The following is a 25,461-nucleotide window of genomic DNA, read 5'->3' as shown; positions in this document are numbered from 1 at the left end:
TAGTAAAGAATCACTCTTTCTCTAATAGCAATAATAAAATTGAAATAGACCAGAATTCAACATTCACAAGAATACTACTCCACTTAAACAAGCTAATCACTTCGTCAAAAATCACAAATAACTATTCGGTTTTTGCCATAAAAAAACCTCCAAAACTAGTTTGGAGGTAATTACGAATGAAAAAAAAATCTTTATTTCAAAACAGTGAATTCAATAGCTGAATCTGAATACACTCTATGGGTTTGCTTTTTGAAATCCTCTGGCTTAGCATAAAAAATGTTCGGCACAAAAGTTTGTGGGTTCAAATCTATCAAAGGAAACCAAGAACTCTGCACTTGAATTTGAATTTTATGTCCTTTTTTGAAGGTATGAAAAACATCTTGTAATTTTACATTAACCGGAGTTTTCTCGTTGGCAACAAAAGGTTCTGGATTTACAAAACTATTACGAAAACGACCTCTCATCACCTCACTGCGCACCATCATGTGATAATTACTCATTTTTAGATATGGCTGCACTTCTTTGGTTTCGGGTTCGTCATTCGGGAAAACATCCACAACTTTAACTATCCAATCCGCATCTGTTCCAGTGGTAGCTACTTGCAATTTGGCTAAAATATCTCCAGCCAAAGTAATATCTTCCGCTAAAACATCGGTTTCAAAAACCAAAACATCAGGTCTCCTAGCCGCAAATCGTTGGTCATCGGTCATATATTTTCTTGGAGTCAAACCTTGTTGCTTGATATCTTCAGAATGTGGCACTGGTTTCTTTGGGTCACTGATAAATTCCTCAAAAGAGACTGCTCCAGCATTTTTAGTTAATTTTTGTTGCGGTTGCAAATAGAATTGTTGTTTCTCTGTGTTTTTTGGAGGCCAAGTATCGTAGGTTTTCCATTCTTTTCTTCCTGTATCAAAAACATAAGCTTCGGGTAATTTGTTCTCCCCTTTTCCATTATTTTTCAAGAAATGACGGAAAAAATTAGCCTCAATATTCTTTTGATAAAAACCAGAAATACTGTCACCAAAATTAATATTTCCAATGATTTGCTTTTCTGAATTTCTAGCCCAATCGCCGTGGCTCCAAGGCCCCATAACAATTGTATTGTAATTTTTACTGCTTTTTTCTATGGTTGAATACGTATTCAATGGACCATACAAATCCTCAGCATCGAACCAACCTCCAACAATCATAACAGCTGGTTTGATATTTTTTAAATGCTGCAACAAGCCTCTTTTTTGCCAAAATTCATCATAGCTTGAATGCTCTTTTAATTGTTGCCAAAATTCATTGGACGAATCATAGTATTTGTCCAAATTCACTAACGGCCCAGCATTCAAAAAGAACTGATAATCGTCATTGGTACCTACATTTGGGAATTTAAACCAAGCTTCTGTAGTTGGCTTTGTTTTTTGAGGACCAAAAAGTGGCGTCACCTTCCAATAGCTTAATAAATAAGCCCCATTATGATGGAAGTCATCAAAGAAGAAATCACTAATACAAGCCTGAGGAGAAACCGCTTTTAGTGCAGGATGCCCACTCAACAAAGAATAAGAAGCATAATAACCTGGATATGAAATTCCCCAAGTCCCCACATTTCCATTGTTATTGGCTACATTTTTCACCAACCAATCAATAGTATCATAAGTATCTGAAGCCTCATCAACCTCCGTTTTTCCCTTTTTATTTGGAATATAGCCTCTCATATTGTCGTATAAACCATCGCTCATATAGCGCCCTCTCACATCTTGATACACCACAATGTATCCTTCTTTCATCATCGTCTCGTTGGGAGCAATGCTTCTTTTAAACTGGTCTGGCCCGTAAGGTGCGCAATTGTAGGGAGTACGTTGCATTACGATAGGATACTTTTTAGAAGTATCTTTTGGGGAATAAATAGCTGTAAATAATTCCAAACCATCGCGCATTTTAATTCGCACTTCTTGCTTGGTATAATTTTCAGCTACATAGTTGGGTTTCTTTTCTTGTCCTAATGCCGAAAGGCACAAAAACAAAAAAGGGAGCAGTAGTAATTTTTTCATATTGGTTGGTTTATTGATAATTCGTAAAAATAAGAAATCCCATCCGTTTTCACAGATGGGATTAAAAAAATATATTGAACTTTAAAATTTAGCAATACCCGCTTTTAGCCAAGCCTCGTATTCTTCTACATCAACAAAACTTATAGTAGGTTGTTTTGTATTCAAGCTTTTCCCTTCTAAATCCGTCAAGACATACAAAGGCTGCGTATTGGTCTTGTATCTTGTAATCATAAAATCAGTCCACTTATCCCCTATTGTTTCTATCTCTGATTCGGTAGCTTTTGAAAAGAACTGCTCATTTTTCGGCAATTCTCTTTTATCGTCTACATACAATGAAATCACAACTACTCTCTCTTTTAAAATAGACAACACATTAGGATTGGACCAAACATTGTTTTCCATTTTGCGGCAATTTACACAAGCAAAACCTGTAAAATCAAGCATGATGGGTTTATTTACTTTTTTGGCATAAGCCAAACCTTCTTCATAATCATCAAAAACAACAATCCCGTGAGGACCAATTTTGCCTCCATCAGGTAACTCTTTTGTAGCTACACTAGTAGATGAGCCTCCAAATCCCATTGGGCTTTCGCTATATTCCATTGGTGGAGGAAAAGCATTGATAAATTTCAAAGGCGCACCCCATAACCCTGGAATTAAATAAAAGGTAAACACCAATGAAAGTAATCCCATATACAATCTACCCACAGAAATGTGTCCTACTGGACTATCGTGTGGTAGTGTGATTTTTCCAAAAAGATACAACGATAACGCTCCAAAAATAGCAATCCAAATCGCGATAAAAACTTCGCGTTCTAGCAAATGCAATTGCAATACCAAATCTGCATTGGATAAAAATTTGAAAGCTAAAGCCAATTCTAAGAATCCAAGAACTACTTTTACGGTATTCAACCAACCTCCAGATTTAGGTAATGAATTCAACCAACCTGGGAACATTGCGAACAACATAAAAGGTAAGGCTAATGCCAATGAAAAACCTAACATCCCAACTACTGGTGCAATTCCACCCTTAGAAGCAGCTTCTACTAATAAAGTTCCAACAATAGGACCCGTACAAGAAAAAGACACAATGGCTAATGCCAATGCCATAAACAAAATACCTATAATTCCACCACGGTCGGCTTGACTGTCTACTTTGTTTGCCCACGAATTAGGTAACATAATTTCGAAAGCCCCTAAAAAAGAGGTAGCAAACACTACCAACAAAATGAAGAAAATAAGGTTAAACCAAACATTTGTCGATAAAGCATTCAGCGCATCGGCGCCGAAAATCCAAGTAACCAATAAGCCCAAACCTACATAAATAACGATAATTGAAATTCCGTAGATAATGGCGTTTCTGATACCTGCCGCTTTGTTTTTGCTTTGCTTGGTAAAGAAACTTACGGTCATTGGAATCATTGGAAAAACACAAGGCGTTAACAATGCTGCAAAACCTGATAAAAAAGCAATAAAGAAAATAGCCCACAACCCGTGTTCTGTTGTTGCGCTTTTTGCTGGAGTTATTTGAGAAGTCTCAGTAGCAACTGAATCTTTTACAGTATCAGCGGCAACTGTTGCAGAATCTATTGTCTGCGCAGTCGTATCTTTTACTAAATCATTAATCGGAGTAGTTGGAGATGCTGTTGTAGTTGCGTTTTTCAACTCAGGAATTGCAATGCTAAATTTCTTTTCGAGATTGATACAAACTTCTTTGCAAGCTTGAAAATTCAGCTCTACTTCGATGGTCTTAACGCCTTTATTTACTAGACTTATCTCTTGCGTTATTTGCGCTTTTTTCTCAAAAAAAGTTTCATTTACTTCAAAAATATCATTGTAAGCAGTTCTTGTTTTACTTTCTTTAGCTTTGCCTACCAAAGTATAATTCCCTTTTTGATTTTTGAAGTTAACTTCTAAAGGCAATGGACCACCATCTGGAGTAAACTGTGAATATACGTGCCATTCGTTTTCGATGGTCGCATTGAATGTTATTATAAAATTGGTTGCTGATTTTTGCTCGATTTTGGTGGTCCATTTTACTGGGTCCAAAATTTGGGCGTTACCCAAACTACAAAAGAAAACTAAAAGTCCTAAAAGAAGGTGTTTTTTCATTACTATAACTTATATTAATTCTATTTTTAAAATTGTGTTGGTGGTGTTCTCTACTTTGAATCGTTCGTCAGCTCGCTTTCCTATTACCCAAACAATGGCATCATTGGAACACAAAAGCCAAGTATTCTCTTTGTCTAAAAGTGCCATTTTTTCATCTTTAAAAAACTTACTTACTTTTTTGCTTTTGCCGTTCATTCCCAAAGGAAAAAAGACGTCGCCTTCTTGCCATTTTCTGAGCACCAAAGGATAGGCTAACTTTGATTCATCGACAAAGATAGTACTTGAATCTGCTTTGTAAATGTCTGTTACTTTACAAAACTGGAGTTTTAAGGGAATCTTAACTTTATCTTGATTTTTTTCGATGAAATATTTCTCCTTTTCAGGTTCTTGTATTGGACTCAAAATAAAAAAATCGCGGTCTTTGAGTAATCTGTAGTCTGCTGAAAAAACTTGTTTTCCTGATTGACTATACACCAAATTATAAATATCATCCCAAGCCGAAAAGCCATATTCTTTAAACCATTGGTACAAATAAGAAGCATAATTAGGCAAGCGTAATACTTGTTTTAAATCAAAATAAATGGTGTCCCCTTCTTCTCTTGCTACTTGCTGATACACCATACTAGCCGCATCTGAAACCAATTCTTGTGCTTGTTGCAAATACTCTTGAGTCATTCCAAAAGCTTTTAAAAAATCAGGATTTAGTTCTTTGAGCATTGGAACTAAATGATGGCGAATTTGGTTGCGTAAATATTTATCCGAGGCATTACTACTGTCTTCCCGCCATTGTAAATTATTAGCTTTGGCATATTCCTCAATTGCTGTTCTAGAAAAAGGCAATAATGGTCGAATTACCGCTTCGTTTTGCGCAGGTATACCCGACAATCCGTCTAAACCTGTGCCTCTTGAGAGGTTGATTAAAAAAGTTTCTAGATTATCATCGGCGTGATGGGCGGTTACAACAAAGTCGAATTGATGGAACTCTAGTTGTTCATAAAACCAATCATAACGCAGTTCTCTTGCTGCAACTTGTGTCGAAAGCTTATAATCATTGGCAAATGCCTGAGTATCGAATTGAGTGCAATAAAAGGGAATTTGATGTAGAAGAGCATACTCTTGAACAAAATTTTGGTCTTCAAAACTTTCGATACCACGGAGTTGAAAATTGCAATGCGCGATAGCAATGGTGTAAGGCAATTGCTGCAACAAATGCAAAAGTACCATACTGTCTATACCACCACTTACGGCTAACAATAATTTTTTGTTTTCGAGAAACGGAAATTGCGTTTGTAGATGTTGGTAAAAGAGGTTTTGCATGCTCAAATTTACATTTTTTTAATTAGATGCCTTTTTTTGTTTCCAAAAATAGACAATTGTTAGTCTTTAGCCCAGATAGGAGCGGCATCCTCTTGTATGGCGGAGGCCAATACAAGAGATATAGCGGATAGCTGGAAACCCTATTACCAAGAAAGCCTATTGTTAGCGCTCCTAAAAATAGTTTCTGTTTTAAAAATTTTATTCTAATACGGTTTTCATTGCTTTGGCTTTGAGCAAACATTCCTCGTATTCTTGCTCTGGTACCGATAGCGCTGTGATAGCACTTCCGACCGAAAAAGAAAGATATTGCTTCTTTTGATTGTACAAAATACTGCGAATCACAACATTGAAATCAAAATCGCCTTCGGGAGTGAAATAACCTACTGCCCCGCTGTACAAACCTCTTTTGGTTGCTTCCAATTCCTCGATGATTTTCATTGCCGAAATTTTGGGAGCTCCCGTCATACTTCCCATTGGAAAAGTAAGGCGCAATACATCAATAACTGAATATTTTTCGTCCATTTTTGAGGTGATGGTTGAAATCATTTGATGGACTTGCATAAAAGAATAAATACCGCAAAGTTCTTCTACTTGCACCGAACCTTTTTGGGCGGTTCGCGATAAATCATTGCGAACCAAATCGGTAATCATAATATTTTCAGCGCGTTCCTTTGGATTTGAAGCCAAATCTTCTTTTGCTTTTTCGTCAGCCGCTGGGTCTTCGTAGCGTTTTGCGGTTCCTTTTATGGGTTGCGAAATCAAATCTTCTCCTTCTTTTCTCAAATAGCGTTCTGGCGTGGCAGACAACAAGTACTGTTGGTTATTTTTTAAGAAAACCGCAAAGGGTGGTTGCGAAATTGCATTTAACTTTTGAAACTTTTCAAGCGGTTGAATGGTTGCGTTTTCTGCATAAAATTCCATACAAAAATTGGCTTCATAAATATCGCCTTTATGAATGTATTCCTGCATTTTTTGTACTTGCTCGATGTATTTTTTTTGGTCTATTCTAGCTAGTACATCAACAGACTCGTAAGTAATACTTTGTTGAGGAACAATAGTCGTGATATCTTGATAATCTTCTTGCAATTCGTCATCACATAAATGCAAATACCTTGTTTCTAGCTGATTACCTTTTAGCAAAAAAATCTTTTTGGGCTGAAAGAAGAATAAATCTGGGAAATCCAAGCCATCAAAATTATTGGATTGCAAACGCTCGCTATCATTTTTTAAATCATAAGACAAATAGCCAAACAGCCAATCCTTGGTCGTTTGCTGGTACTGTTTTAAATCCTCAAAAGCATTATCATAATCAGTTTGCAGCAGCGTAAAAGCGTCTACGGCCAACAAACAATCATAACTAGAATACGCTTGTGGGTAATTATTGCTATCCAAAAAAGCAACTTCACGAAACTGCTGTGCCCAATGCAACAGTTGTTCCTTAAAAAGTGAAGGATTGTCTATAGTATAAAATTCAGAGACTCTCAATAATAATTATTTTAAGCTCCAAAATTACGACAAAAAAATGCCTTCTGTCTTCTTCCTCAAAAAAATTGGCACACTTTTTAATAGGTAAAAAAAGTACTACTTCACTAAATAAAATTAGGTATTGATTAAAAAACTACGCTTACTCCATTTTGGAACTTTTATTTGAATTTTAACCCTTTTTTAATCTATTAAACTATTTTATTTATGAAGACAATTGCAAAAGCAGGCATCCTAGCCGTAATCATCGCAGTAGTACTATTTTCGTGTAAAAAAGCTGATGTTTCGGCAGAAGAAACCGCCGATTACGCCACAGCTGTTGCCGATAGCGCAACCGTTAGCAACACCCCAGAAAAAACCACAGAAACTCCAAAAACAGTAGAAAAAAGGAAGCTCATTCGAACAGCAGATATCAAATTCAAAGTAAAAAGTGTCGTCCAATCGACCAACTTGATTGAGAATACCACTAAAAAATGGGGTGGTTTAGTTACCTACTCCAACCTTCAAAGTACCATAAATGACAAAATAAGTACTAAAATTAGTCAAGACAGCACACTAGAAACCACTAAATACCAAGTTGAAAATACTATCACCCTTCGTGTACCGCAACAAAATATGGATACCGTGGTAAAAGAAATTGCCAAAGAAATTGATTATTTAGACTACCGATTAATCAAAGCAGATGATGTAGCGCTACGATTACTATCCAATGAATTGTTGCAAAAAAGAAGTGCTACCAGTGAAAAAAGAGTAGCTAATGCCATTGATACAAAAGGTAAAAAAATCAATGATGTTATGAATGCCGAATCGCAACTTGAAAATCAAAAAGCTGCAAGTGATAATAGCCTTATAGATAATTTATCGCTGCAAGACCAAATCAATTACAGCACCATTACCCTTCAGTTGTACCAAAGAGAAGTTGTAAAACAGGAATTGGTAGCCAATGAAAAACAAGGGTATTACTTTGAGCCAGCTATTGGAATTCAAATTTTGGATGCGTTGCAATCTGGTTGGTTTCATTTGCTGTCGTTGGTAGTTTTCCTTTTGAAATTATGGTGGTTAGCGCTAATTGGTTTAGTAATATACTGGATATTTAAGAAAGTGCCTTTCATAAAAAACATAAAATAAAGTCTGTATATTCATTAGCTTAAAAAATCAAAATCCGAAAAACAAGACTTGCAATTCACTATTTATCAATATTTTACTTAAATTTGATAGACAATTAAACATTTCCTAAAAAATATAGTTTTAAAAGTAGTACCCAACCAAGAAATGATTCGTTGTTGATTTCAAAAAAGTAACCCCTAAAATGTATTGTAAATATGAAAATAGCCACTACTATTATTCGGATTTTGATTGGACTGCTATTATTGTTCGCATCCATCAGTTATTTTTTTCACTTAATGCCAGAGCCTGAAACAACAGGAAATTTTAAAGCCTTCAATGTAGGATTGGTAGCTGCAACCTATCTTATGCCTCTAGCCAAGGGAATAGAACTCCTTTGCGGATTAGCTTTTGTAAGTAATCGTTTTGTGACGTTAGCCAATATTTTGATTCTTCCTATCACGATAAACATCTTGTTCATCAATATCTTTTTGGCTCCCGAGGGCATCCCGATTGCTGGCGCTTTATTCTTGGGGAATTTATTCTTAATTTATCGCTATTGGGACAATTACAAAAGTGTATTTACTCCTTGATTTAAAAAACAAAACCCGTCTCATTATCACGAGACGGGTTTCTTATTTTTGGAAATTATATTCTTATACGTGTAACGCTCTATTATCTGTAGCAGCTAATGCCGCTTCTTTTATCGCTTCCGCAAAAGTAGGATGCGCGTGTGACATTCTAGAGATATCTTCGGCTGAAGCTTTAAATTCCATAGCAGTAACTGCTTCTGCAATCAAATCGGCTGTTCTAGCTCCAATCATATGAACACCAAGAACTTCATCCGTTTTCGCATCAGCAAGGATTTTTACAAAACCATCTAAATCTGCACTAGCACGTGCACGACCCAAAGCTTTGAAAGGGAAATTACCCACTTTGTAGGCTACTCCTGCCGCTTTTAATTGTTCTTCTGTTTGTCCAACAGCAGCAACTTCTGGCCAAGTGTAGACAACACCAGGAATTAAATTATAATCGATATGTGGTTTTTGACCTGCTAAGATTTCCGCTACCATTGTACCTTCTTCCTCAGCTTTGTGAGCCAACATCGCGCCACGCACCACATCACCAATAGCGTAGATGTTTGGAGTAGATGTTTGCAAATGGTCATTCACTTCGATTTGTCCTCTGTCAGAGATTTTAACACCCGCTTTATCTGCATTCAATCCTTCAGTATAAGGACGACGACCTACAGAAACTAAAGAGTAATCTCCTTCTAAAGTAATGATTTCCCCTTTAGCATTTTCAGCTTTCACGGTTACTACATCACCAGCTCTTTCTACCGATTGTACTTTGTGAGAAGTATAGAACTTCATTCCTTGTTTTTTAAGGACTTTTGTCAATTCTTTAGACAATGAAGCATCCATTCCTGGAATGATTCTGTCCATAAATTCCACAACAGATACTTGCGCACCTAGACGTAAATACACTTGCCCTAATTCAATTCCAATTACACCTCCACCAATAATTACAAGGTGCTTAGGAACTTCTTTTAATTTTAAAGCTTCGGTTGAAGTAATAATTCTTTCTTTATCGATTGAGATAAAAGGCAAAGAAGAAGGTTTAGAACCTGTTGCGATGATGATATTTTTGGCTTCAATAGTTTCAGAAGTTCCGTCAGCTTTGGCAACCGCAACGTGAGTCGCGTCTACAAAAGAACCCAAACCGTTAAAAACTGTGATTTTATTTTTATCCATCAAAAACTGAACACCTCCAGAAGTTTGATCGACAACTGCTTGTTTGCGAGCAATCATTTTCTCTAAATTCACTTTAACCTCACCAGAAAGTTCAATTCCGTGATCGGCAAAATGTTTAATTTCATCATAATGATGTGAAGAAGCTAAAAGCGCTTTAGATGGAATACATCCAACATTTAAACAGGTTCCTCCAAGTGTGGAGTATTTCTCGATAATTGCGGTTTTGAAACCTAATTGTGCGCAACGAATTGCTGACACATATCCTCCAGGACCAGAACCTATAATGACTACGTCAAATGAACTCATAGTGTGTTGATTTATTTTTTTGTGCGTCAAAATTAAGGAATAAAGTTTTGTTTAAACGTTAATTTTTAAGGTTTTTTGTGTGAATTTCTTGAGGTATGAAATACAGAATGAACAATAACTTCATTTTGACTTATTTCAAATATAATTACAAATGGAAACTTTTTTAATGGTAATTCTCTATAGTGCGGTAGCTTCTTTATGGCACAGATATGAGGATATACTTTTAATATTTTGATGTAGCTTGTCAAATGAATTAGAAATTCCTTTCCTAATCCTTTACGTTTACTCTCATAAAAATCAATAGACTCATTAATTTCTTTTTCAGCCAGAGGAAGAAGGAGAACTTTAAAAACCATATTTTAGTTTCAATCTTTTTTCAACATCCTCCCAAGAGTCAGAAGAAATTGAACCTAAAACATACTTTTCTCTTTCTTCTGCAATCAAATTATAATGGGCATCTGGTACGATTGAATCCGACTCCTCATTAGAAAGGGCTTCAAAGAAAAGGTCTAAAACCTCTAATTTAGTGTCATCTTGAATAATTTTACCAAAATCTTCGATGAGTTTATATCGCAGCTCTTTAGTTTTCATTGCATTAATTTTACCCTCAAATATAATTTTTTTTCAAATACAATAGTGCATCAAAAACCAATAACCGTGGTGTTCTTTACTTCGCTAATCATAAAGGTACTTTGAGTACTACCAATGTGTTGAAGCGTGGTGAGTTTGGTCACCAAAAACTCGCGATAAGCTTCCATATCTTTTACTAAAACTTTGAGGATGTAATCATAATCGCCACTCACGTGGTGGCATTCTAAGACCTCTTGCAATTGCACCACTTCGTTTTCGAATCGGGTGAGGAATTCCTTGGTGTGTTGTACCAATTTCAAATGACAAAAAACAACAAAGCCTTTTTCTATTTTGGATTTATCTACTAGGGCAACATACTTACTAATGATGCCTTCCCTCTCTAATTTCTTGATGCGCTCATAAACCGCCGTTACCGAAAGATTAAGTTTTAATGACAACTCTTTGGTTGTTTTTTTACTATCGGTTTGGAGTAAAACCAAAAGTTTTTTATCGATTGTGTCTAAGGTCATAGCATTTTTTAAGGGTTTAAAGGTTTAAAGTTTAAAAGTTTTGGGTTTAAAAGTTTAAGGTTTTGGAATTTGGAATTTGGAATTTTTGATTTAGATTTTAGGTTTTTTGGGGTTGTTTTTGATATGAAAAAAAATCTATTAACACAGGATTTGAAACACAAAAATAGAGATATAATCTTTATATAGATTATAATCTAGATTAAAAAACTATAATTACCACTCACTATTGATTAATAATCTACCTATTCTTTATTTTGGCGTGGTTCTTAACAAAAAGCCTAGCCCCGATAGTAGCGGCATCCTTTGCCTTTTTCCTTTAAAAAGGCAAAGATATAGCGGATAGCGGGATGAGCTCCTAATGAAAATAATAACTAATCAAAATATAGACTATGAAAAATAACGATTTTAATCCAGCCGATAATATTCAGGATTTACAGTATTTTGGGGAATTTGGAGGCGTAAACCCTTCAATATCGGACTCTTCTACCTACACTTTTTTATCTGCCAAAACGATGTTTGACACCTTTGAAGGCAATATGGAAGGTTGTTATTTGTATTCGCGTCACTCCTCGCCTAGTAACTTGTATTTGGACCAAGCACTAGCTGCAATGGAAGGTACGGAAGCGGCCAACGTTTCAGCTTCGGGAATGGGAGCGATTACGCCTACTCTTTTGCAATTGTGTGGCGCGGGCGACCATATTGTATCCAGCCGCACGATTTATGGCGGAACGTATGCTTTTCTTAAAAACTTTACGCCACGCTTAGGCATTGAAACGACCTTTGTAGACATCACAAAACTGGAGGTAGTTGAAGCAGCGATTACAACAAAAACCAAAGTATTGTATTGCGAAACGGTAAGTAACCCGTTGCTAGAAGTAGCCGATATTGCGGGATTGTCTGCAATCGCCAAAAAACACAATTTGACTTTGGTGGTGGACAATACTTTTTCGCCACTTTCAGTTTCTCCTGCCCGTTTGGGAGCAGATATTGTGATTCATAGTTTGACTAAATACATCAATGGAAGTAGCGATACGGTTGGTGGTGTAACTTGTGCTAGTCGCGAATTTATCAATAGTTTGAAAAATGTAAACACAGGCGCAAGTATGCTTTTGGGACCTACAATGGACAGTCTTCGCTCCGCTAGCGTGATGAAAAACCTGCGTACACTTCATATCAGAATGAAGCAACACAGCTACAACGCACAATATTTGGCTGAACGATTTGAAAAAGAGGGTTTAAAAACGGTTTACCCTGGTTTAGCCAGTCACCCGAGTCATCAACTGTACAAAAATATGATTAATCCTGAATATGGTTTTGGTGGAATGATGACTATTGATGTTGGAAATTTAGCGACTGCTAATGCTTTGATGGAGTTGATGCAAGAACGTAATCTTGGCTATTTGGCTGTGAGTTTAGGTTTTTATAAAACTTTATTTAGTGCGCCAGGCACCTCAACATCAAGCGAAATCCCATTAGAAGAGCAAGCCGAAATGGGACTAACCGATGGATTGATTCGTTTTTCTATTGGACTTGACAACGATATCGAAAGAACCTACCAAAGTATGAAAAAATGTATGCAAGAATTGAATGTTTTATAAACTTGCTTGAACCCTTTAAACCAATCCGTTACTTACCGTGACGGATTTTTTTTTGATAAAAAAGCACCCTTTTGAAACAAGAATATTTGCCCACAAAAATCTGAATCCAAAAAAGAAAGAATATTTTTGTATGACATTTATATACCATGTTATGCACCAAGAAAAGTTTATTTTCTGCCTAGAAGGAGTTCCTGACACAGCAATTGAACAAGAAACAGCCGTAATTAAAAACCTTGAAAAAATGGCTTTTGAGCAAGGTTTAACCAGTATTTACAAGACCTGTGACACGATTGAAGGTCTTGAAGAAAGCTTGAGTACCTTGCTTTATGACGACAATAATTTTCAAGCGTATGAAATCATTTATTTGGTGATGCCAGGAGAAGCCAATTCTATTTGCTTGAACGATTACTTTTATAGTTTGGAAGAAATTGCAGAACTATTTGAAGGCAAAATGAAGGGCAAAATCATTCACTTTGCCAATGCAAAAGTATTGGACTTAGATGAAGAAGAAGCCCAATACTTTTTGGATATTACGGGAGCCAGAGCTGTTTCGGGTTATGGATTAGCCTCGACTCAAACAAGTAGTCATTTACTCGACAAAACTTTTTTTGATTTGTGCCAAAAGGAAGACGACATTACGGACGTAGTCGAAAGATTGTTCGAAAAACAATACGCTTTGTGTCAGCTTTTGGATTTTAGGTTGTACTATTAAGAAGATTCTTTTGTGGATTTCTTCTTTTGTAGTTTTTGTTTGTAATGGGCTTTGCTACTGATGTAAATGGTTTTCTCCAACTCTGTAAACACCTCTTGATTGGCATTCGTAATCAACAATTGTTTGACGTAATTTACCTCATTCTCTTCAGCAACTTTTTGTTGAATTTCGGCAATTTCATCACTGGTGAAATGAAAGTCAGCATAAGCTACACTGAAAGCAGGTTTACGGAATCGAATAACAGAGGCTTTATCCCAAACCACATAGTCTTTTCCTAAAATCTGCATAAGCTGAATCATATATATTGGGTCGGTTGCAGCGAACAAGCTTCCGCCAAAAATGGAACCTACATAATTTTTGTTTTTATAACTCAAAGGAATCTTGATGCGAACGGTATGCAAATCTTTTGAAACAAAAATAATTTTTCCACAACTTCTTCGGTACATTGGTGACCAATTGAACAATACCTTAAACAAGGTTGACTTCTCAACAAATCGGTTTAAAACCAAATAAATCTTTTCGTACATACTAACCAACCAATTTTTGAACAATCTGCTGAACTGGTAAAATAGCGGTAGTATCTTCTATACTAGGCCCAGCAACCCAAACGGTTTTGTAAGTTACTTGAGTCGCTGCTTTTTCAGTAGCTTTCATTCCAATATAGAAACGAATCATTTTTACCCATTTTTTCAAACTCTTATTTTTATTCAAAAGTGTTTCCAGCCAAGTTTGTTTTGTACCTACTTTTTGCACATAAGGGGTATTGATTACTGTGCACGGAGTACCTGAAATGCGTTCTGTCATAATGATATCTTTGGCACCATAGTCAACGCAGGCTTGTTTGTATTCCTTAGAAACCCCAGCTTCATCCGAAGCGATAAACGGACTTCCAACCGAAACACCAACTGCACCATAGCCAAGCATTTTATCCAAATCGGCTTTGCTTCCTACTCCACCAGCAGAAATTACAGGTAAGCTTGTTTGTTCATTCAATAATTTTATTAAGGTTTCTGGGTCTATATTTCCACGGTGACCGCCCGCTTGATTGTTTACAGCAATAATGGCATCGGCACCCAAACTTTCTACTTTTTTTGCAAAAGCCAAATCCGTAACATCACAAAAAACCTTGATACCAACTTTGTGAGCTTCAGCAATTGTTTCCTCAGGTGAACCCAAGGAAGTTATGATAAAATCTACACCTTCTTCACACAAAACACGTAGTTGTTCTTTGTACTTTACATTAGACTTATTTACAATTAAATTGTATCCAAAACTACCTCCGGAAACTTTGGCTTGTTTTAACTCAATGATAGAAGTTCGCAACTCCTCGAGCGTACGATAATTCAATGCTGGAATGCAAGCTGCAATTCCACTCTTCATTCCTTCTATTACCATTTTAGTATTAGAAACTAAAAACATAGGAGCCATAATCACTGGATGAGTGATTTGCAAAAGTGATTGTAAAGACTGTTTTTCCATACTATAGATTTTATTGGAATCAAAAATAGAAAAAGAAAACGATATATTATGCATGCATACAAAATAAATGAAATCGATTTCGTTTACATCGCACCAAAAAAAGAAAAAATAAAAAAAATCAATTCACTATCTGATGTCAAAACGAAGCAAAACTATCATAATTGTGAGTCATTTTTAGAATTTTAAAAACAATACTTCAACAAAAAAATAAATTTAAAAACAGATACGCAATAGCCAAAAAATCCTTTTGATTGGAGTGCAAAATATTATATCAAATTAATAATAATTTGTTCAAAAAAAATTAGTTTATTTGCTCAATTATTCGTAATTGTTTTATACCAAACCAAAACCAAGAAAATCCAAATTTATATGAAGAAAATTTTACTACTTGTCTCATTTTTAATCATTACCTCTTATTCACAAGCACAAACTTTAAATGATTTCTTCGAACAAACTAATGAGTTTTTGAAGAAAAATGTTTCAGCAGAAGGAAAAGTAAATTACGCTCAACTAAAGAAAAGTCCCGGAGAATTAATTTATATTTTGGACAATATTTCAAAGTTAAAAACAGAATTTAAAACCAAAGAAGAAGCTAAAGCTTTCTGGATAAATGCTTACAACTTATTAGTAATTAAAGCAGTGGTTGAAAAACTTCCTATTGTTTCTGTAAATACCATCCCTGGTTTTTTTAATGAAAGAACGTTTATTGTAGCCAAACAAGAATTGACTCTTAATGACATTGAAAATACGATTTTGAGAGAAATCATTGCTGATGCTGGAGTGCATTTTGTATTGTGTAAAGGTACCAATGGCGATGCTCCACTTTTGAATGCTGCTTATACACCAGAACAAGTGAACGACCAAATAAAACAACGTGCTAAGTTGTACATTAACGACAAAGATTTTTACAGAATTTTTAAGAACACCAATTCTATTGAATTACCTAAAATGTTCGAAACATACAAAGGTGATTTTGTAACAGGTTATTTTAACGAAATTGACTTCATTAATATCTTTTTAGAAAAAAGAATAGAAACTACCTATAAAGTAATGACTCGTGCTTATGACTGGTCATTGAATGGAAAATAATTTCTAATTCAGCATAAAAAAAATGGCAGTTCAACGTATTGAACTGCCATTTTTTTTAATGACATTGGATTAATTAGCTGCTAAATTCGGAGCATGTCGGTGTTTTGTGTTTTGTTCATAAGCATAAGCCAAATTCAACAAAGCGGCTTCGCTCCATGCTTTGCCTACAAAAGAAATTCCCACAGGCAAACCCTCTACATAACCCATAGGCACTGTAATACTTGGATAACCCGAATGTGCCGCAGGTCCTGAAGTACCAAATGTAAATTTATCGCCATTTTTCAAATCCGTTACCCAAGCTGGAGTCCCAGTAGGAGCAATAATCGCGTCCAATTTAAAATCATTCATTACTTTATCAATTCCTTTTTCTTGACTATTTATTCGCATTGCTTCCAAAGCTTTTTTGTATTCTTCAGTACTTAAATCGTTTTTTGATTGTGCCATTTCAAGATACAATTGGTTAAAGTGTTTTAATTCCACGGCATCTTTTTTATTAAACTCAATCAAATCAGCTACACTTTTTATGGCTGCATTTGGTCCTAATGATTTAAAATAATCATTCAGACCTTGTTTGTATTCATACAACATCACAGTAAAAGACTGCATATCAATTTCTTCAGGAGTAATTTCAGGAATTTCGACCAAAGTAGCCCCTTGAGCTTTCATGTCTTCAATGGCTTTTTGGTACAGCACATAAACTTCTTTGTTTTTACCGTTAACGCCAACATAGACACCAATGCGCTTACCCTTCAAACTATTAGCATCTAAAGCACTAGCGTAATCTTTGACAGCCATAGTTGCACTTGCAACAGTTTTACTATCTCTAGTATCAACACCTGTGAGCCAACCCAAAACAATCGCAGCGTCTTTGACTGTTCTCGTCATAGGACCAGCCGTATCTTGAGTAAAAGAAATTGGAATAATACCTCCCCTACTAATCAAACCTACTGTAGGTTTAAGCCCAACAATTCCATTGGCATGTGCAGGACAAACAATCGAACCGTTGGTTTCTGTTCCTATGGCAAACAAAGCCAAATTGGCCGCAACTGCAACCGCCGAACCCGAACTAGAGCCACAAGGATTTCGAGTGACATCATAGGCATTTTTGGTCTGACCGCCTAAACCACTCCATCCACTAGTAGATGGCGCTCCACGAAAATTGGCCCATTCACTTAAATTCGTTTTACCAATGATTACCGCACCGGCTTCTCTTAATTTTTGTGCCACAAAACTATCCTGTAAAGGAAATGAATTAGCCAAAGCTCTAGAACCAGCTGTAGTAGGCATTTTATCTTTGGTATCAATATTATCTTTTAGCAAAACTGGAACACCATGCAAAGGCCCTCTCCATTTTCCAGCTTTCAATTCTTTATCTAAAGCTTTGGCAATTGCAATAGCATCTGTATTAATGGTTAAAACGGAATTCAATTGAGAACCATTTTTATCTACAGCCTGAATTCGGTCTAAATAAGCTTGAGTAATATCTTCAATCGAGTATGTTTTTTTTCTATAACCTTCTTGCAAAGTAGTAATATCTATTGCATCGTTTAAAACCACCGCTGTTTTCTTTTGAGCATGCATCCCTTGATTCCATTGAACACAAACAGCTATTAAAAGCAAAACAAATTTTAAAGTATAGACAGTTTTTTTCATGTTTTTAGTTTTAATTTTTAATAAAAATAGAAAAAAAAGAAATACCACTGTCTAATTATTAAATTCATCTAAGACAAAATGCCTTGAAAATTTTTATTTTGAAAATGAAATTAAATTGATTTTATTATCGTAATATTGCGATATTAAAATATAACAATGGGCGCATCAAAGACAGAACATTTTACAGAGCATCAAAATCAAATTGCTCTTTTGGCCAAAGCTATGGGGCATCCAGCTCGAATTGCTATTTTAGAATTCCTATTAGAATCTAAGTCTTGTATTTGTGGAGACATCGTCAATGAACTTCCACTAGCGCAGCCTACAGTTTCTCAGCATTTAAAAGAACTAAAAAATGCTGGACTCATAAAAGGAAACATTGAAGGGAATGCCATTTGCTATTGCATTAACAAGGAAGGGTTTGAAAAAATCAAGACTTTTTTTGAAACCTTAACCTGTAAATCAACCGCTGGTCCCTCCAACGAATCTTGTTGCTAATCATTAAAAAAAATAATTATGAAACTTTCAGAAGTAAAAACGATTTTAGAAAAACTAGAGGATGTTAACTTTAGTTTACCCAACGGACAAATGGTACCCATTCATTTTCATGTAACCGAGGTTGGCATTATTACTAAAAAATTTATCGATTGCGGCGGAACTGTCCGTGAGGGAAAGGTAGCAAATTTTCAATTATGGAATGCTAATGATACCAATCACCGTCTAAAACCAAGCAAACTACTAAACATCATCCATCTCTCCGAAAAAGTACTTGGAATCGAAGATTTAGAAATCGAAGTGGAATACCAAAACGAAACTATCGGGAAGTATGATTTAGGATTCAATGGTAAGCATTTTTTATTACTTAGCAAACAAACCAATTGTTTAGCACAAGATAATTGTGGCATTCCAGCCGAAAAACAACATATTTCTCTACAAGAACTTACTACTTCAAAAAACTCTTGTATTCCAGGAGGCAGTTGTTGCTAATACATCTCAAATTTTAAATTCTATTGTATGTTTCCAAAAATTAAATCAACTATAGACCAAGTCAGTTTTGAAACCATTTCCGAGGAAAGAAAACAGGTTTTAGCACCGCTAATTCAGTTCATCCAATCAAAAGTTAATAGCGAACTGACTATTCGTCTCAACTTCATTTGTACCCACAATTCTAGAAGAAGCCATTTGTCTCAAGTTTGGGCTCAAACGGCAGCTTCATTTTACAATATAAAAAATGTATTTTGTTATTCTGGCGGAACAGAAGCAACTGCCTTATTCCCAAAAGTAGCCAAAACACTAGTAAACACAGGATTTGAAGTAAAAATCATCAGTGAAGGAGACAATCCTATTTACGCTATAAAATACAATACTAATGACCATCCTATAATTGGATTTTCAAAAAGATACGAGGATGACTTTAATCCTCAAAGCGACTTTGCCGCAATTTTAACCTGTTCACAAGCTGATGGCGGATGTCCATTTATTGCAGGAGCCGAAAAAAGAATTCCAATCACTTTTGATGACCCAAAAGCTTTTGACAACACCCCGCTTCAAACAGAAAAATATCTGGAAAGAAGCACGCAAATTGCTACCGAATTCTTGTATGTTTTTAGTCAAATTAAATCCTTATAATTTATGTCAGCAAATAATTGCACACCTGTTGTTACTAGAAAAAAACTTGGTTTTTTAGATAAAAATTTAACGCTGTGGATTTTCTTAGCTATGGCTTTAGGTGTAAGTATTGGGTATTTTATCCCTTCGAGTAGCACTTTTATCAATTCCTTTTCGAGTGGAACCACAAATATTCCATTAGCCATTGGACTAATAATTATGATGTATCCTCCTCTAGCCAAAGTAAACTATAGCAAAATAAACGAGGTTTTTCAAAACACTAAAGTATTAGGAACCTCATTGTTCTTAAACTGGATTATCGGACCAATCTTGATGTTTTTCTTGGCATTGATTTTCTTAAATGGTTATCCTGAATATATGATTGGTGTTATATTAATTGGTTTAGCAAGGTGTATTGCAATGGTCGTGGTTTGGAACGATTTGGCAGACGGAAACCGAGAATATGCTGCTGGATTGATTGCCTTAAACAGCATCTTTCAGGTCTTATTGTACAGCGTATATGCCTATCTATTCATTTCAGTACTTCCTCCTTATTTTGGCTACACAGGCTTTGATGTTTCTATAAGTATTGGTCAAATTGCAGAAAGTGTTGGTATCTACCTAGGAATTCCATTTGCATTAGGAATCATAAGTAGATATCTTTTAATTTCTATAAAAGGACAAGAGTGGTTTGACAAAAAATACATACCAATGATTTCTCCTGTTACGCTAATTGCACTATTATTTACAATTGTTGTAATGTTTAGCCTTAAAGGTGAATTAATTGTTCAGATACCACTAGATGTAATCCGAATTGCTATTCCATTAGTAATTTATTTCAGCCTGATGTTTGTTCTTAGTTTTTTTGCTGGCAGGTATTTTGGCGCAGATTATTCTAAAGCTACTGCCATTGCTTTTACTGCTACAGGAAATAATTTTGAACTAGCCATTGCTGTTAGCATCGGAGTTTTTGGAATCAATAGCGGGCAAGCCTTTGCAGGTGTAATTGGACCATTAGTAGAAGTTCCAGCATTAATCGCATTGGTTAATTTAGCTTTTTGGTTTAGAAAAAAGTACTTTACTAATTAATCAAAAAAATACTGCTTGATTTCATATTGAAACCAAGCAGTATTAAAAAAAAACTGCCACAACACTTTACAAAAAGTGTCATGACAGAAAAAAAAATAGATTATAATTAGAATGAATAGGTTGTTGCAAATAATATATTACCTGAACTTCCTGTAGCACTTCCGTTTGATTTAGTAAAAAAATCTTTTGATGAAGAATCTAATCTAATCTCAGGTATGAAAGTGAAATTTCCTTCTTTAAAGTTTAAAGACAAAGTGTTTGCAAAAACATTATTATCAACTAAACCATATTTTGCAGCATCTTTATCATCAAAATATTCAATTCTATAAGCCAAACTCACTTTGTCTGAGAAAGAATAATTAGCATAACCAACTAAGGCAAACCAATTAGCATCCAAAGAACCATTACTATCATTTTTCAATGATGCATAAGTTCCATTGAAACCAATTCCAATTTTATCTCCTAATTTCTTAGTAGCCACAATATCGTATTGAGTAGCATTAGTATCTGAAGCAGGGTTATTACTACCTGAGGTAAAGTTTAAGTAAACAGCTCCTGTCTCTCCAGTATAAGAAAGTTGCGCAATGTAAGTTTTTTGGTCTGTTCCACTATCCAATGCGGTTTTAAAGTCAGTTGGGTTCGTAATCCCTGCCATTATACCAAATTTTCCAGCAGTATACTGAGCTTTAACCCCCGTATTAAAGAAAGGTCCATTGGTAAACGCATACGACATACTGTAGTTTTTATTATCAACAGCGTCTACTAATTCATAACCAACGTGAGTAGCAAAACTACCTGCAATTATTTTAAACTTATCTGAGAATTCATAAGTAAAATTCAATTGTTTGATTAAGAAAGTGGCATTATCATTTGGTGATGTATCATTATAAGAAAAATCAGCAGCTCTTTTACCAAATCCTAAGTCAACAAATACAGAGGCTTTTCCAAACTTATGAGATGCCTCAATAGAAGCCATTCCAAGTTCGAATGAATTACTTGAATTGGTAAAACTTGTTTTGTTATTTGAAAAGTCATTTGCAAAATCGTATTTGTAATATGCATCTGCAGAACCTGCAAAAGTAGTTGCTGGAGGTGTTTTTGTTCCTTCCTCTTGTGCTAAAATAAAATTCGACGTAAGCATTAAAGCTAAAATTAAGGTGGCTTTTTTCATGTGCATTAATTTTGGTTAAATTTCAATTATTTGGTTATTGTTTTTCTTTTGTACTCAATAATGATTTTAGCTAAAATCGAAATTTAGAAAGAATCTTTTGTAAGTATTTTTTCCTTTTTCTTTGACGAATTTATTACCTTTTTTTCTAAGTAGTCCAAAAAAAAAGGATGTTTTTAACATTTTCAATGAAGAATTATCAAATCAAAAATTTCGATAAAAAATAATATCAATATGCTATTTTAAGTGCTTTTTTTTAAAAAATCGATAATGGGTGTTTGAATCAAAATTTAACTTTTTGTTATACAAAACCAATAAAATAAAGGGTTTTGTTTTAAAAAAATTTATACTTACAAAATAATACCCCCTAAAAAATATGGGGTGCTTGTAAAAATTAATTTTTTAATCAATTTTAGAAAAGCATCAAAAAGAGTAAACCACAAAATAAAATATAAAGTCTAAAAACTATAATCTATACTATAAATCCATCATCACTTACTATATTTTTAACTTAACTGTACGCTCCTTTATTTAATTATGTATTTTTACCACTCAATTATGCAAAACATGAAACCATTTGCTACCCTATTATTAGTGTTTTTCATCTTGTTTATATTCAAGCCCTCAATAGTTTCGATTATTGAAAAGAAAGCAACTGTTAGTTTTGCAAAAGAAGCAATAGAAGAAGATGACACTAATGAAGAAAAAAAAATAGCTTCTTTTGAACAGATAATAAAACTTGAAATCTCCAAGAAACCAGCGGTCACATCTTCCAAAACAAGCCGTATGGATGTTTTTTTGTTTTCTAACAACCCTATTCAAAAAATCAACACCCCGCCTCCTCGAAAAATTTAATTAATACAATTCGACCGTTTTTAGACCTTACTAAAAACTTTTAAAAAAATTAATTACCTATTTCAATATAAAATGTCAAAAAAAATAAATTTATTCGCTAATCTTAACTCAGACTTTGCCGCTGGCTTAGTGGTTTTTCTAGTCGCCTTACCATTATGCCTAGGCATAGCAATGGCTTCTGGAGCTCCATTGTTTTCCGGCATCATTTCGGGAGTCGTTGGTGGAATCGTAGTTGGCTACCTAAGTCAATCTCACATAAGTGTATCAGGACCTGCAGCAGGACTTACCGCCATCATATTAACAGCTGTAACAGATTTTAAAGCTTTTGATGTCTTTTTATTAGCCGCTTTTTTAGCAGGCGCAATTCAACTCTTATTAGGCTTTGTAAAAGCTGGTAGCATTTCAAATTACTTTCCAAATAATGTAATTGAAGGTATGCTAGCAGGTATAGGAATCATAATTATCTTAAAACAATTACCCCATGCAGTTGGTTACGACACCGACTTTGAGGGCGATGAGGCTTTTTTTCAAACCGACGGAAGCAATACTTTTTCTTCGCTTTTAGGTTTCTTTGACTATATCCAATTAGGTTCAATCGTCATTACCCTTATCTCACTTGCAATATTAATTACTTGGGACAAACTTCCTGCTCTAAAAAAACTAAAGCTAATTCCAGGCGCTCTAGTCGCTGTAGTTGTAGGCGTAATTTTAAATGAAATATTCACAGTAAGCGGAAGCACTTTGGCTATTCAAAAAGAACATTTGGTTTCTTTACCCATTCCAACATCCTTTGAAGAATTCAAAAACATCATTATCACTCCTAATTTTTCAAGCATAACCAATCAAAAGGTATGGATTGTTGCTTTAACCATAGCTATTGTTGCTTCTATAGAAACGTTATTATGTATAGAAGCTGCCGACAGAATGGATTTTCAAAAAAGATACACCAATCCTAATGTAGAACTCAAAGCCCAAGGAATTGGAAACATGATAAGTTCACTTTTAGGAGGTTTGCCAATGACATCCGTAGTGGTTAGAACTTCAGCCAACAATAATGCTGGAGCCAAATCAAAAATGGCCGCCATTATACACGGTGTTTTACTATTAATAAGTGTATTAGCCATTCCATCAATTCTAAACAAAATTCCACTAGCTACGCTCGCAGCTATTCTATTACTAGTAGGATATAAATTGGCTAAACCTGCAACTTTTCTTCATTTTTGGCATTACGGAAAATACCAATTCGTTCCATTCATTGCTACTTTATTAGCTGTTGTATTTACTGATTTATTAAAAGGTGTCGCCTTGGGTATCGTCATCAGTATTATCTTCGTATTAAGAGGAAATTTAAAAAGAGCTTACAGCTTTAGAAAAGAGGAATATGAAGATGGAGATATAATTCATATTGACTTGGCACAAGAGGTTTCATTTCTTAATAAAGCTGCAATAAAATCAACTCTAGCCAAAATACCTGAAAATTCAAAAGTGATTATAGATGCAAAAGACACCGTATATATTGCCCATGATGTTTTGGACTTAATCACTGAATTCAAAGAAATTAGGTCTAAAGATTTAAACATCAAAGTGAAATTAAAGAACTTTAAAGACGAATATCGACTTGAAAACACCGACAATAGCAATCACGTGACTGTAGAACATTATGATTTTACAAAACGCAAAATCATTAAGAAAGAAGTTTTTTAATCAATATCAATTTTATTATCCAGTCAAAAATGAAGGATTTTTATAAAAAAATACTAGACAACAACAAAGAATGGGTTGAACAATCGTTAGCAAAAGACCCAAACTACTTTCAAGATTTAGCCAAAGGACAAACTCCACCCTTATTATGGATTGGATGTTCTGATAGTCGAGTTCCTGCTAACGAAATCATTGGCGCTAAACCAGGAGAAGTATTTGTTCACAGAAACATTGCCAATATGGTTGTGCATACCGATATGAACATGCTAAGCGTATTGGATTATGCCGTTAATGTTTTAAAAGTCAAACACGTTTTAGTTTGCGGGCATTATGGTTGCGGAGGAATCAAAGCGGCAATGGGCAATAGTTCTATTGGAATCATTGACAACTGGATTCGACACATAAAAGATGTTTACCGATTACACAATGAATACCTTGACTCAATTCAAGATGAAGATAAACGATTCAATACTTTTGTAGAAATAAATGTAAAAGAACAAGTCTTTGATTTAGCCAAAACATCTATTGTTCAATCAGCTTGGAAAAACGGACAAGAACTTACTTTACACGGATGGGTTTATGGTTTAAACTCTGGATTTGTAACCGATTTACAGGTAAACATTAGCTCAAACAAAGATTTAGATGAAGTGTATCAGTTAAAATTTTAGGTAAATAACTGTTCAACAAATGCAAAAGGGATATCTTTTCAGATATCCCTTTTGCATTTGTATTTTGTAAAACAAAAATATTGTTGTATTTTTATTAACAAACCACTTAAAAACAAACAGTTATGATAAGAAAAGCTACTCTTAACGACCTTGATGCATTAACCGTTTTATTCGATCAATATTTGGTTTTTTATAAAAAGCCTACAGACATCAAAACGCATAAAAACTATTTAAAAGAACGACTAGAAAACAACGAAGCAATTGTATTTATGGCTTTTGATGAACAAAACAAAGCTATAGGATTTGCTTTAAATTATATTACCTTTTCTTCGCTATTGCTAAGCAAAATTGTAATTCTAAACGATATTTTCGTAGACTCTAACATTAGAAAAAAAGGAACTGCCCGAGAATTAATCGAGGAAACAAAAAAATTAGCGCTAGAAATTGGCTCACCCATTATTCGTCTTCGAACAGCTAAAAATAATTTTGTGGCACAAAATTTATATCATAAAATGGGATTTATTCGCGACGAACATTTGTACGGTTATGATTTAACTTTAACCAAATAGTATAAAAAAATAAAGCTCAACACCTAAATCAAAATGTTGAGCTTTATTTCAAAAAAGTATG

Annotated in this window: 25 protein-coding genes; 13 read left to right on the top strand and 12 right to left on the bottom strand. The window is 34.7% G+C overall.

Translation table 11 applies throughout. The features are described from left to right. Nucleotides 1-191: 191 nt before the first annotated feature. The 4 genes from ACSVH9_RS02985 to ACSVH9_RS02970 all read right to left on the bottom strand — a co-directional run bounded on the left by ACSVH9_RS02985 (nucleotide 192) and on the right by ACSVH9_RS02970 (nucleotide 6,953). Nucleotides 192-2,039: a CocE/NonD family hydrolase gene (locus ACSVH9_RS02985; RefSeq protein ID WP_438062416.1), complete on the bottom strand. Its 1,848-nt coding sequence runs from the start codon at nucleotides 2,037-2,039 to the stop codon at nucleotides 192-194. Nucleotides 2,040-2,120: 81 nt separating this feature from the next. Next, entirely contained in the window at nucleotides 2,121-4,151 is a 2,031-nt protein-coding gene (locus ACSVH9_RS02980) for a protein-disulfide reductase DsbD family protein (RefSeq protein WP_438062415.1), read from the bottom strand. 9 nt (nucleotides 4,152-4,160) lie between these two features. Continuing rightward, entirely contained in the window at nucleotides 4,161-5,468 is a 1,308-nt protein-coding gene (gene tilS, locus ACSVH9_RS02975) for a tRNA lysidine(34) synthetase TilS (RefSeq protein ID WP_438062414.1), read from the bottom strand. A gap of 198 nt (nucleotides 5,469-5,666) precedes the next feature. Then, nucleotides 5,667-6,953 (bottom strand): anthranilate synthase component I family protein, encoded by a 1,287-nt coding sequence (locus ACSVH9_RS02970; RefSeq protein ID WP_438062413.1) that lies wholly within the window; start codon nucleotides 6,951-6,953, stop codon nucleotides 5,667-5,669. Nucleotides 6,954-7,157: 204 nt separating this feature from the next. Between ACSVH9_RS02970 and ACSVH9_RS02965 the strand changes: the two genes are divergently transcribed. Continuing rightward, nucleotides 7,158-8,078: a DUF4349 domain-containing protein gene (locus tag ACSVH9_RS02965; protein WP_438062412.1), complete on the top strand. Its 921-nt coding sequence runs from the start codon at nucleotides 7,158-7,160 to the stop codon at nucleotides 8,076-8,078. A gap of 194 nt (nucleotides 8,079-8,272) precedes the next feature. Then, complete coding sequence (locus ACSVH9_RS02960) at nucleotides 8,273-8,647, top strand: DoxX family membrane protein (protein ID WP_298296146.1); 375 nt, start codon at nucleotides 8,273-8,275, stop codon at nucleotides 8,645-8,647. A gap of 63 nt (nucleotides 8,648-8,710) precedes the next feature. On the opposite strand, the gene lpdA is transcribed toward ACSVH9_RS02960, so the two are convergent. The 4 genes from lpdA to ACSVH9_RS02940 form a co-directional block, all read right to left on the bottom strand. Beyond that, on the bottom strand, nucleotides 8,711-10,114 hold the full coding sequence (lpdA, locus tag ACSVH9_RS02955; RefSeq protein WP_438062411.1) for a dihydrolipoyl dehydrogenase: 1,404 nt from the start codon (nucleotides 10,112-10,114) through the stop codon (nucleotides 8,711-8,713). 65 nt (nucleotides 10,115-10,179) lie between these two features. Beyond that, on the bottom strand, nucleotides 10,180-10,470 hold the full coding sequence (locus ACSVH9_RS02950) for a type II toxin-antitoxin system RelE/ParE family toxin (RefSeq protein WP_438062410.1): 291 nt from the start codon (nucleotides 10,468-10,470) through the stop codon (nucleotides 10,180-10,182). Then, nucleotides 10,460-10,705 (bottom strand): hypothetical protein, encoded by a 246-nt coding sequence (locus ACSVH9_RS02945; RefSeq protein WP_438062409.1) that lies wholly within the window; start codon nucleotides 10,703-10,705, stop codon nucleotides 10,460-10,462. Before ACSVH9_RS02945 ends, ACSVH9_RS02950 begins: the two co-directional genes overlap by 11 nt. A 50-nt stretch (nucleotides 10,706-10,755) precedes the next feature. After that, nucleotides 10,756-11,214 (bottom strand): Lrp/AsnC family transcriptional regulator, encoded by a 459-nt coding sequence (locus tag ACSVH9_RS02940; protein ID WP_298296140.1) that lies wholly within the window; start codon nucleotides 11,212-11,214, stop codon nucleotides 10,756-10,758. Between the two features lie 389 nt (nucleotides 11,215-11,603). Here ACSVH9_RS02940 and ACSVH9_RS02935 point away from each other — a divergent pair, with 389 nt between their 5' ends. Continuing rightward, entirely contained in the window at nucleotides 11,604-12,812 is a 1,209-nt protein-coding gene (locus ACSVH9_RS02935) for an aminotransferase class I/II-fold pyridoxal phosphate-dependent enzyme (protein WP_438062408.1), read from the top strand. 151 nt (nucleotides 12,813-12,963) lie between these two features. Beyond that, nucleotides 12,964-13,524 (top strand): DUF6642 family protein, encoded by a 561-nt coding sequence (locus ACSVH9_RS02930; RefSeq protein ID WP_438062521.1) that lies wholly within the window; start codon nucleotides 12,964-12,966, stop codon nucleotides 13,522-13,524. Here the strand turns inward: ACSVH9_RS02930 and ACSVH9_RS02925 are convergent. After that, the gene (locus ACSVH9_RS02925) at nucleotides 13,521-14,051 is read right to left on the bottom strand and encodes a DUF4442 domain-containing protein (protein WP_438062407.1); all 531 of its coding nucleotides are present in this window, start codon (nucleotides 14,049-14,051) and stop codon (nucleotides 13,521-13,523) included. The genes ACSVH9_RS02930 and ACSVH9_RS02925 overlap by 4 nt on opposite strands. 1 nt (nucleotide 14,052) lies before the next feature. Next, nucleotides 14,053-15,003 carry an NAD(P)H-dependent flavin oxidoreductase gene (locus ACSVH9_RS02920; RefSeq protein ID WP_438062406.1) on the bottom strand — a complete coding sequence of 317 codons (951 nt, stop codon included), beginning with the start codon at nucleotides 15,001-15,003 and terminating at the stop codon, nucleotides 14,053-14,055. Nucleotides 15,004-15,372: 369 nt separating this feature from the next. Here ACSVH9_RS02920 and ACSVH9_RS02915 point away from each other — a divergent pair, with 369 nt between their 5' ends. Next, nucleotides 15,373-16,092: a DUF547 domain-containing protein gene (locus ACSVH9_RS02915; protein WP_438062405.1), complete on the top strand. Its 720-nt coding sequence runs from the start codon at nucleotides 15,373-15,375 to the stop codon at nucleotides 16,090-16,092. Nucleotides 16,093-16,161: 69 nt separating this feature from the next. On the opposite strand, the gene ACSVH9_RS02910 is transcribed toward ACSVH9_RS02915, so the two are convergent. Beyond that, on the bottom strand, nucleotides 16,162-17,745 hold the full coding sequence (locus ACSVH9_RS02910) for an amidase (RefSeq protein WP_438062404.1): 1,584 nt from the start codon (nucleotides 17,743-17,745) through the stop codon (nucleotides 16,162-16,164). A 156-nt stretch (nucleotides 17,746-17,901) separates the two neighbouring features. On the opposite strand from ACSVH9_RS02910, the gene ACSVH9_RS02905 reads away from it, so the two are divergent. From ACSVH9_RS02905 to arsB, 4 genes are read left to right on the top strand one after another with little or no spacing between them, the layout of a single operon-like run. Continuing rightward, nucleotides 17,902-18,240 (top strand): ArsR/SmtB family transcription factor, encoded by a 339-nt coding sequence (locus tag ACSVH9_RS02905; protein ID WP_438062403.1) that lies wholly within the window; start codon nucleotides 17,902-17,904, stop codon nucleotides 18,238-18,240. 18 nt (nucleotides 18,241-18,258) lie between these two features. Beyond that, nucleotides 18,259-18,729: a DUF6428 family protein gene (locus ACSVH9_RS02900; RefSeq protein ID WP_438062402.1), complete on the top strand. Its 471-nt coding sequence runs from the start codon at nucleotides 18,259-18,261 to the stop codon at nucleotides 18,727-18,729. Between the two features lie 27 nt (nucleotides 18,730-18,756). Further along, nucleotides 18,757-19,371: a low molecular weight phosphatase family protein gene (locus tag ACSVH9_RS02895; RefSeq protein ID WP_438062401.1), complete on the top strand. Its 615-nt coding sequence runs from the start codon at nucleotides 18,757-18,759 to the stop codon at nucleotides 19,369-19,371. 3 nt (nucleotides 19,372-19,374) lie between these two features. Continuing rightward, on the top strand, nucleotides 19,375-20,439 hold the full coding sequence (arsB, locus tag ACSVH9_RS02890; protein ID WP_438062400.1) for an ACR3 family arsenite efflux transporter: 1,065 nt from the start codon (nucleotides 19,375-19,377) through the stop codon (nucleotides 20,437-20,439). Between the two features lie 106 nt (nucleotides 20,440-20,545). Here the strand turns inward: arsB and ACSVH9_RS02885 are convergent, their stop codons facing one another. Further along, the gene (locus ACSVH9_RS02885) at nucleotides 20,546-21,610 is read right to left on the bottom strand and encodes an outer membrane beta-barrel protein (protein ID WP_438062399.1); all 1,065 of its coding nucleotides are present in this window, start codon (nucleotides 21,608-21,610) and stop codon (nucleotides 20,546-20,548) included. 564 nt (nucleotides 21,611-22,174) lie between these two features. Here ACSVH9_RS02885 and ACSVH9_RS02880 point away from each other — a divergent pair. From ACSVH9_RS02880 to ACSVH9_RS02865, 4 genes are all read left to right on the top strand, one after another. Further along, a complete protein-coding gene (locus tag ACSVH9_RS02880; RefSeq protein WP_438062398.1) occupies nucleotides 22,175-22,462 on the top strand; it encodes a hypothetical protein in 288 nt (95 codons plus the stop codon). Nucleotides 22,463-22,534: 72 nt separating this feature from the next. Then, nucleotides 22,535-24,166: a SulP family inorganic anion transporter gene (locus ACSVH9_RS02875; protein ID WP_438062397.1), complete on the top strand. Its 1,632-nt coding sequence runs from the start codon at nucleotides 22,535-22,537 to the stop codon at nucleotides 24,164-24,166. A gap of 29 nt (nucleotides 24,167-24,195) precedes the next feature. Then, entirely contained in the window at nucleotides 24,196-24,831 is a 636-nt protein-coding gene (can, locus tag ACSVH9_RS02870) for a carbonate dehydratase (RefSeq protein ID WP_438062396.1), read from the top strand. Between the two features lie 122 nt (nucleotides 24,832-24,953). After that, a complete protein-coding gene (locus ACSVH9_RS02865) occupies nucleotides 24,954-25,400 on the top strand; it encodes an N-acetyltransferase family protein (RefSeq protein ID WP_438062395.1) in 447 nt (148 codons plus the stop codon). Nucleotides 25,401-25,461 lie beyond the last annotated feature (61 nt).

It is taken from the genome of Flavobacterium sp. RSSB_23 (assembly GCF_051547145.1).
GTDB lineage: Bacteria > Bacteroidota > Bacteroidia > Flavobacteriales > Flavobacteriaceae > Flavobacterium.
The sequence above is the reverse complement of the archived record's forward strand: the minus strand, read 5'-3'. Positions and strand labels throughout refer to the sequence as shown.

Bases quoted from the DNA above. Each gene is read 5' to 3' on its own strand.
- ACSVH9_RS02985 (WP_438062416.1), bottom strand. From the start codon at position 2,039: ATGAAAAAATTACTACTGCTCCCTTTTTTGTTTTTGTGCCTTTCGGCA.
- ACSVH9_RS02980 (WP_438062415.1), bottom strand. From the start codon at position 4,151: ATGAAAAAACACCTTCTTTTAGGACTTTTAGTTTTCTTTTGTAGTTTG.
- tilS (WP_438062414.1), bottom strand. From the start codon at position 5,468: ATGCAAAACCTCTTTTACCAACATCTACAAACGCAATTTCCGTTTCTC.
- ACSVH9_RS02965 (WP_438062412.1), top strand. From the start codon at position 7,158: ATGAAGACAATTGCAAAAGCAGGCATCCTAGCCGTAATCATCGCAGTA.
- ACSVH9_RS02960 (WP_298296146.1), top strand. From the start codon at position 8,273: ATGAAAATAGCCACTACTATTATTCGGATTTTGATTGGACTGCTATTA.
- lpdA (WP_438062411.1), bottom strand. From the start codon at position 10,114: ATGAGTTCATTTGACGTAGTCATTATAGGTTCTGGTCCTGGAGGATAT.
- ACSVH9_RS02950 (WP_438062410.1), bottom strand. From the start codon at position 10,470: ATGGTTTTTAAAGTTCTCCTTCTTCCTCTGGCTGAAAAAGAAATTAAT.
- ACSVH9_RS02945 (WP_438062409.1), bottom strand. From the start codon at position 10,705: ATGAAAACTAAAGAGCTGCGATATAAACTCATCGAAGATTTTGGTAAA.
- ACSVH9_RS02940 (WP_298296140.1), bottom strand. From the start codon at position 11,214: ATGACCTTAGACACAATCGATAAAAAACTTTTGGTTTTACTCCAAACC.
- ACSVH9_RS02935 (WP_438062408.1), top strand. From the start codon at position 11,604: ATGAAAAATAACGATTTTAATCCAGCCGATAATATTCAGGATTTACAG.
- ACSVH9_RS02930 (WP_438062521.1), top strand. From the start codon at position 12,964: ATGCACCAAGAAAAGTTTATTTTCTGCCTAGAAGGAGTTCCTGACACA.
- ACSVH9_RS02925 (WP_438062407.1), bottom strand. From the start codon at position 14,051: ATGTACGAAAAGATTTATTTGGTTTTAAACCGATTTGTTGAGAAGTCA.
- ACSVH9_RS02920 (WP_438062406.1), bottom strand. From the start codon at position 15,003: ATGGAAAAACAGTCTTTACAATCACTTTTGCAAATCACTCATCCAGTG.
- ACSVH9_RS02915 (WP_438062405.1), top strand. From the start codon at position 15,373: ATGAAGAAAATTTTACTACTTGTCTCATTTTTAATCATTACCTCTTAT.
- ACSVH9_RS02910 (WP_438062404.1), bottom strand. From the start codon at position 17,745: ATGAAAAAAACTGTCTATACTTTAAAATTTGTTTTGCTTTTAATAGCT.
- ACSVH9_RS02905 (WP_438062403.1), top strand. From the start codon at position 17,902: ATGGGCGCATCAAAGACAGAACATTTTACAGAGCATCAAAATCAAATT.
- ACSVH9_RS02900 (WP_438062402.1), top strand. From the start codon at position 18,259: ATGAAACTTTCAGAAGTAAAAACGATTTTAGAAAAACTAGAGGATGTT.
- ACSVH9_RS02895 (WP_438062401.1), top strand. From the start codon at position 18,757: ATGTTTCCAAAAATTAAATCAACTATAGACCAAGTCAGTTTTGAAACC.
- arsB (WP_438062400.1), top strand. From the start codon at position 19,375: ATGTCAGCAAATAATTGCACACCTGTTGTTACTAGAAAAAAACTTGGT.
- ACSVH9_RS02885 (WP_438062399.1), bottom strand. From the start codon at position 21,610: ATGAAAAAAGCCACCTTAATTTTAGCTTTAATGCTTACGTCGAATTTT.
- ACSVH9_RS02880 (WP_438062398.1), top strand. From the start codon at position 22,175: ATGAAACCATTTGCTACCCTATTATTAGTGTTTTTCATCTTGTTTATA.
- ACSVH9_RS02875 (WP_438062397.1), top strand. From the start codon at position 22,535: ATGTCAAAAAAAATAAATTTATTCGCTAATCTTAACTCAGACTTTGCC.
- can (WP_438062396.1), top strand. From the start codon at position 24,196: ATGAAGGATTTTTATAAAAAAATACTAGACAACAACAAAGAATGGGTT.
- ACSVH9_RS02865 (WP_438062395.1), top strand. From the start codon at position 24,954: ATGATAAGAAAAGCTACTCTTAACGACCTTGATGCATTAACCGTTTTA.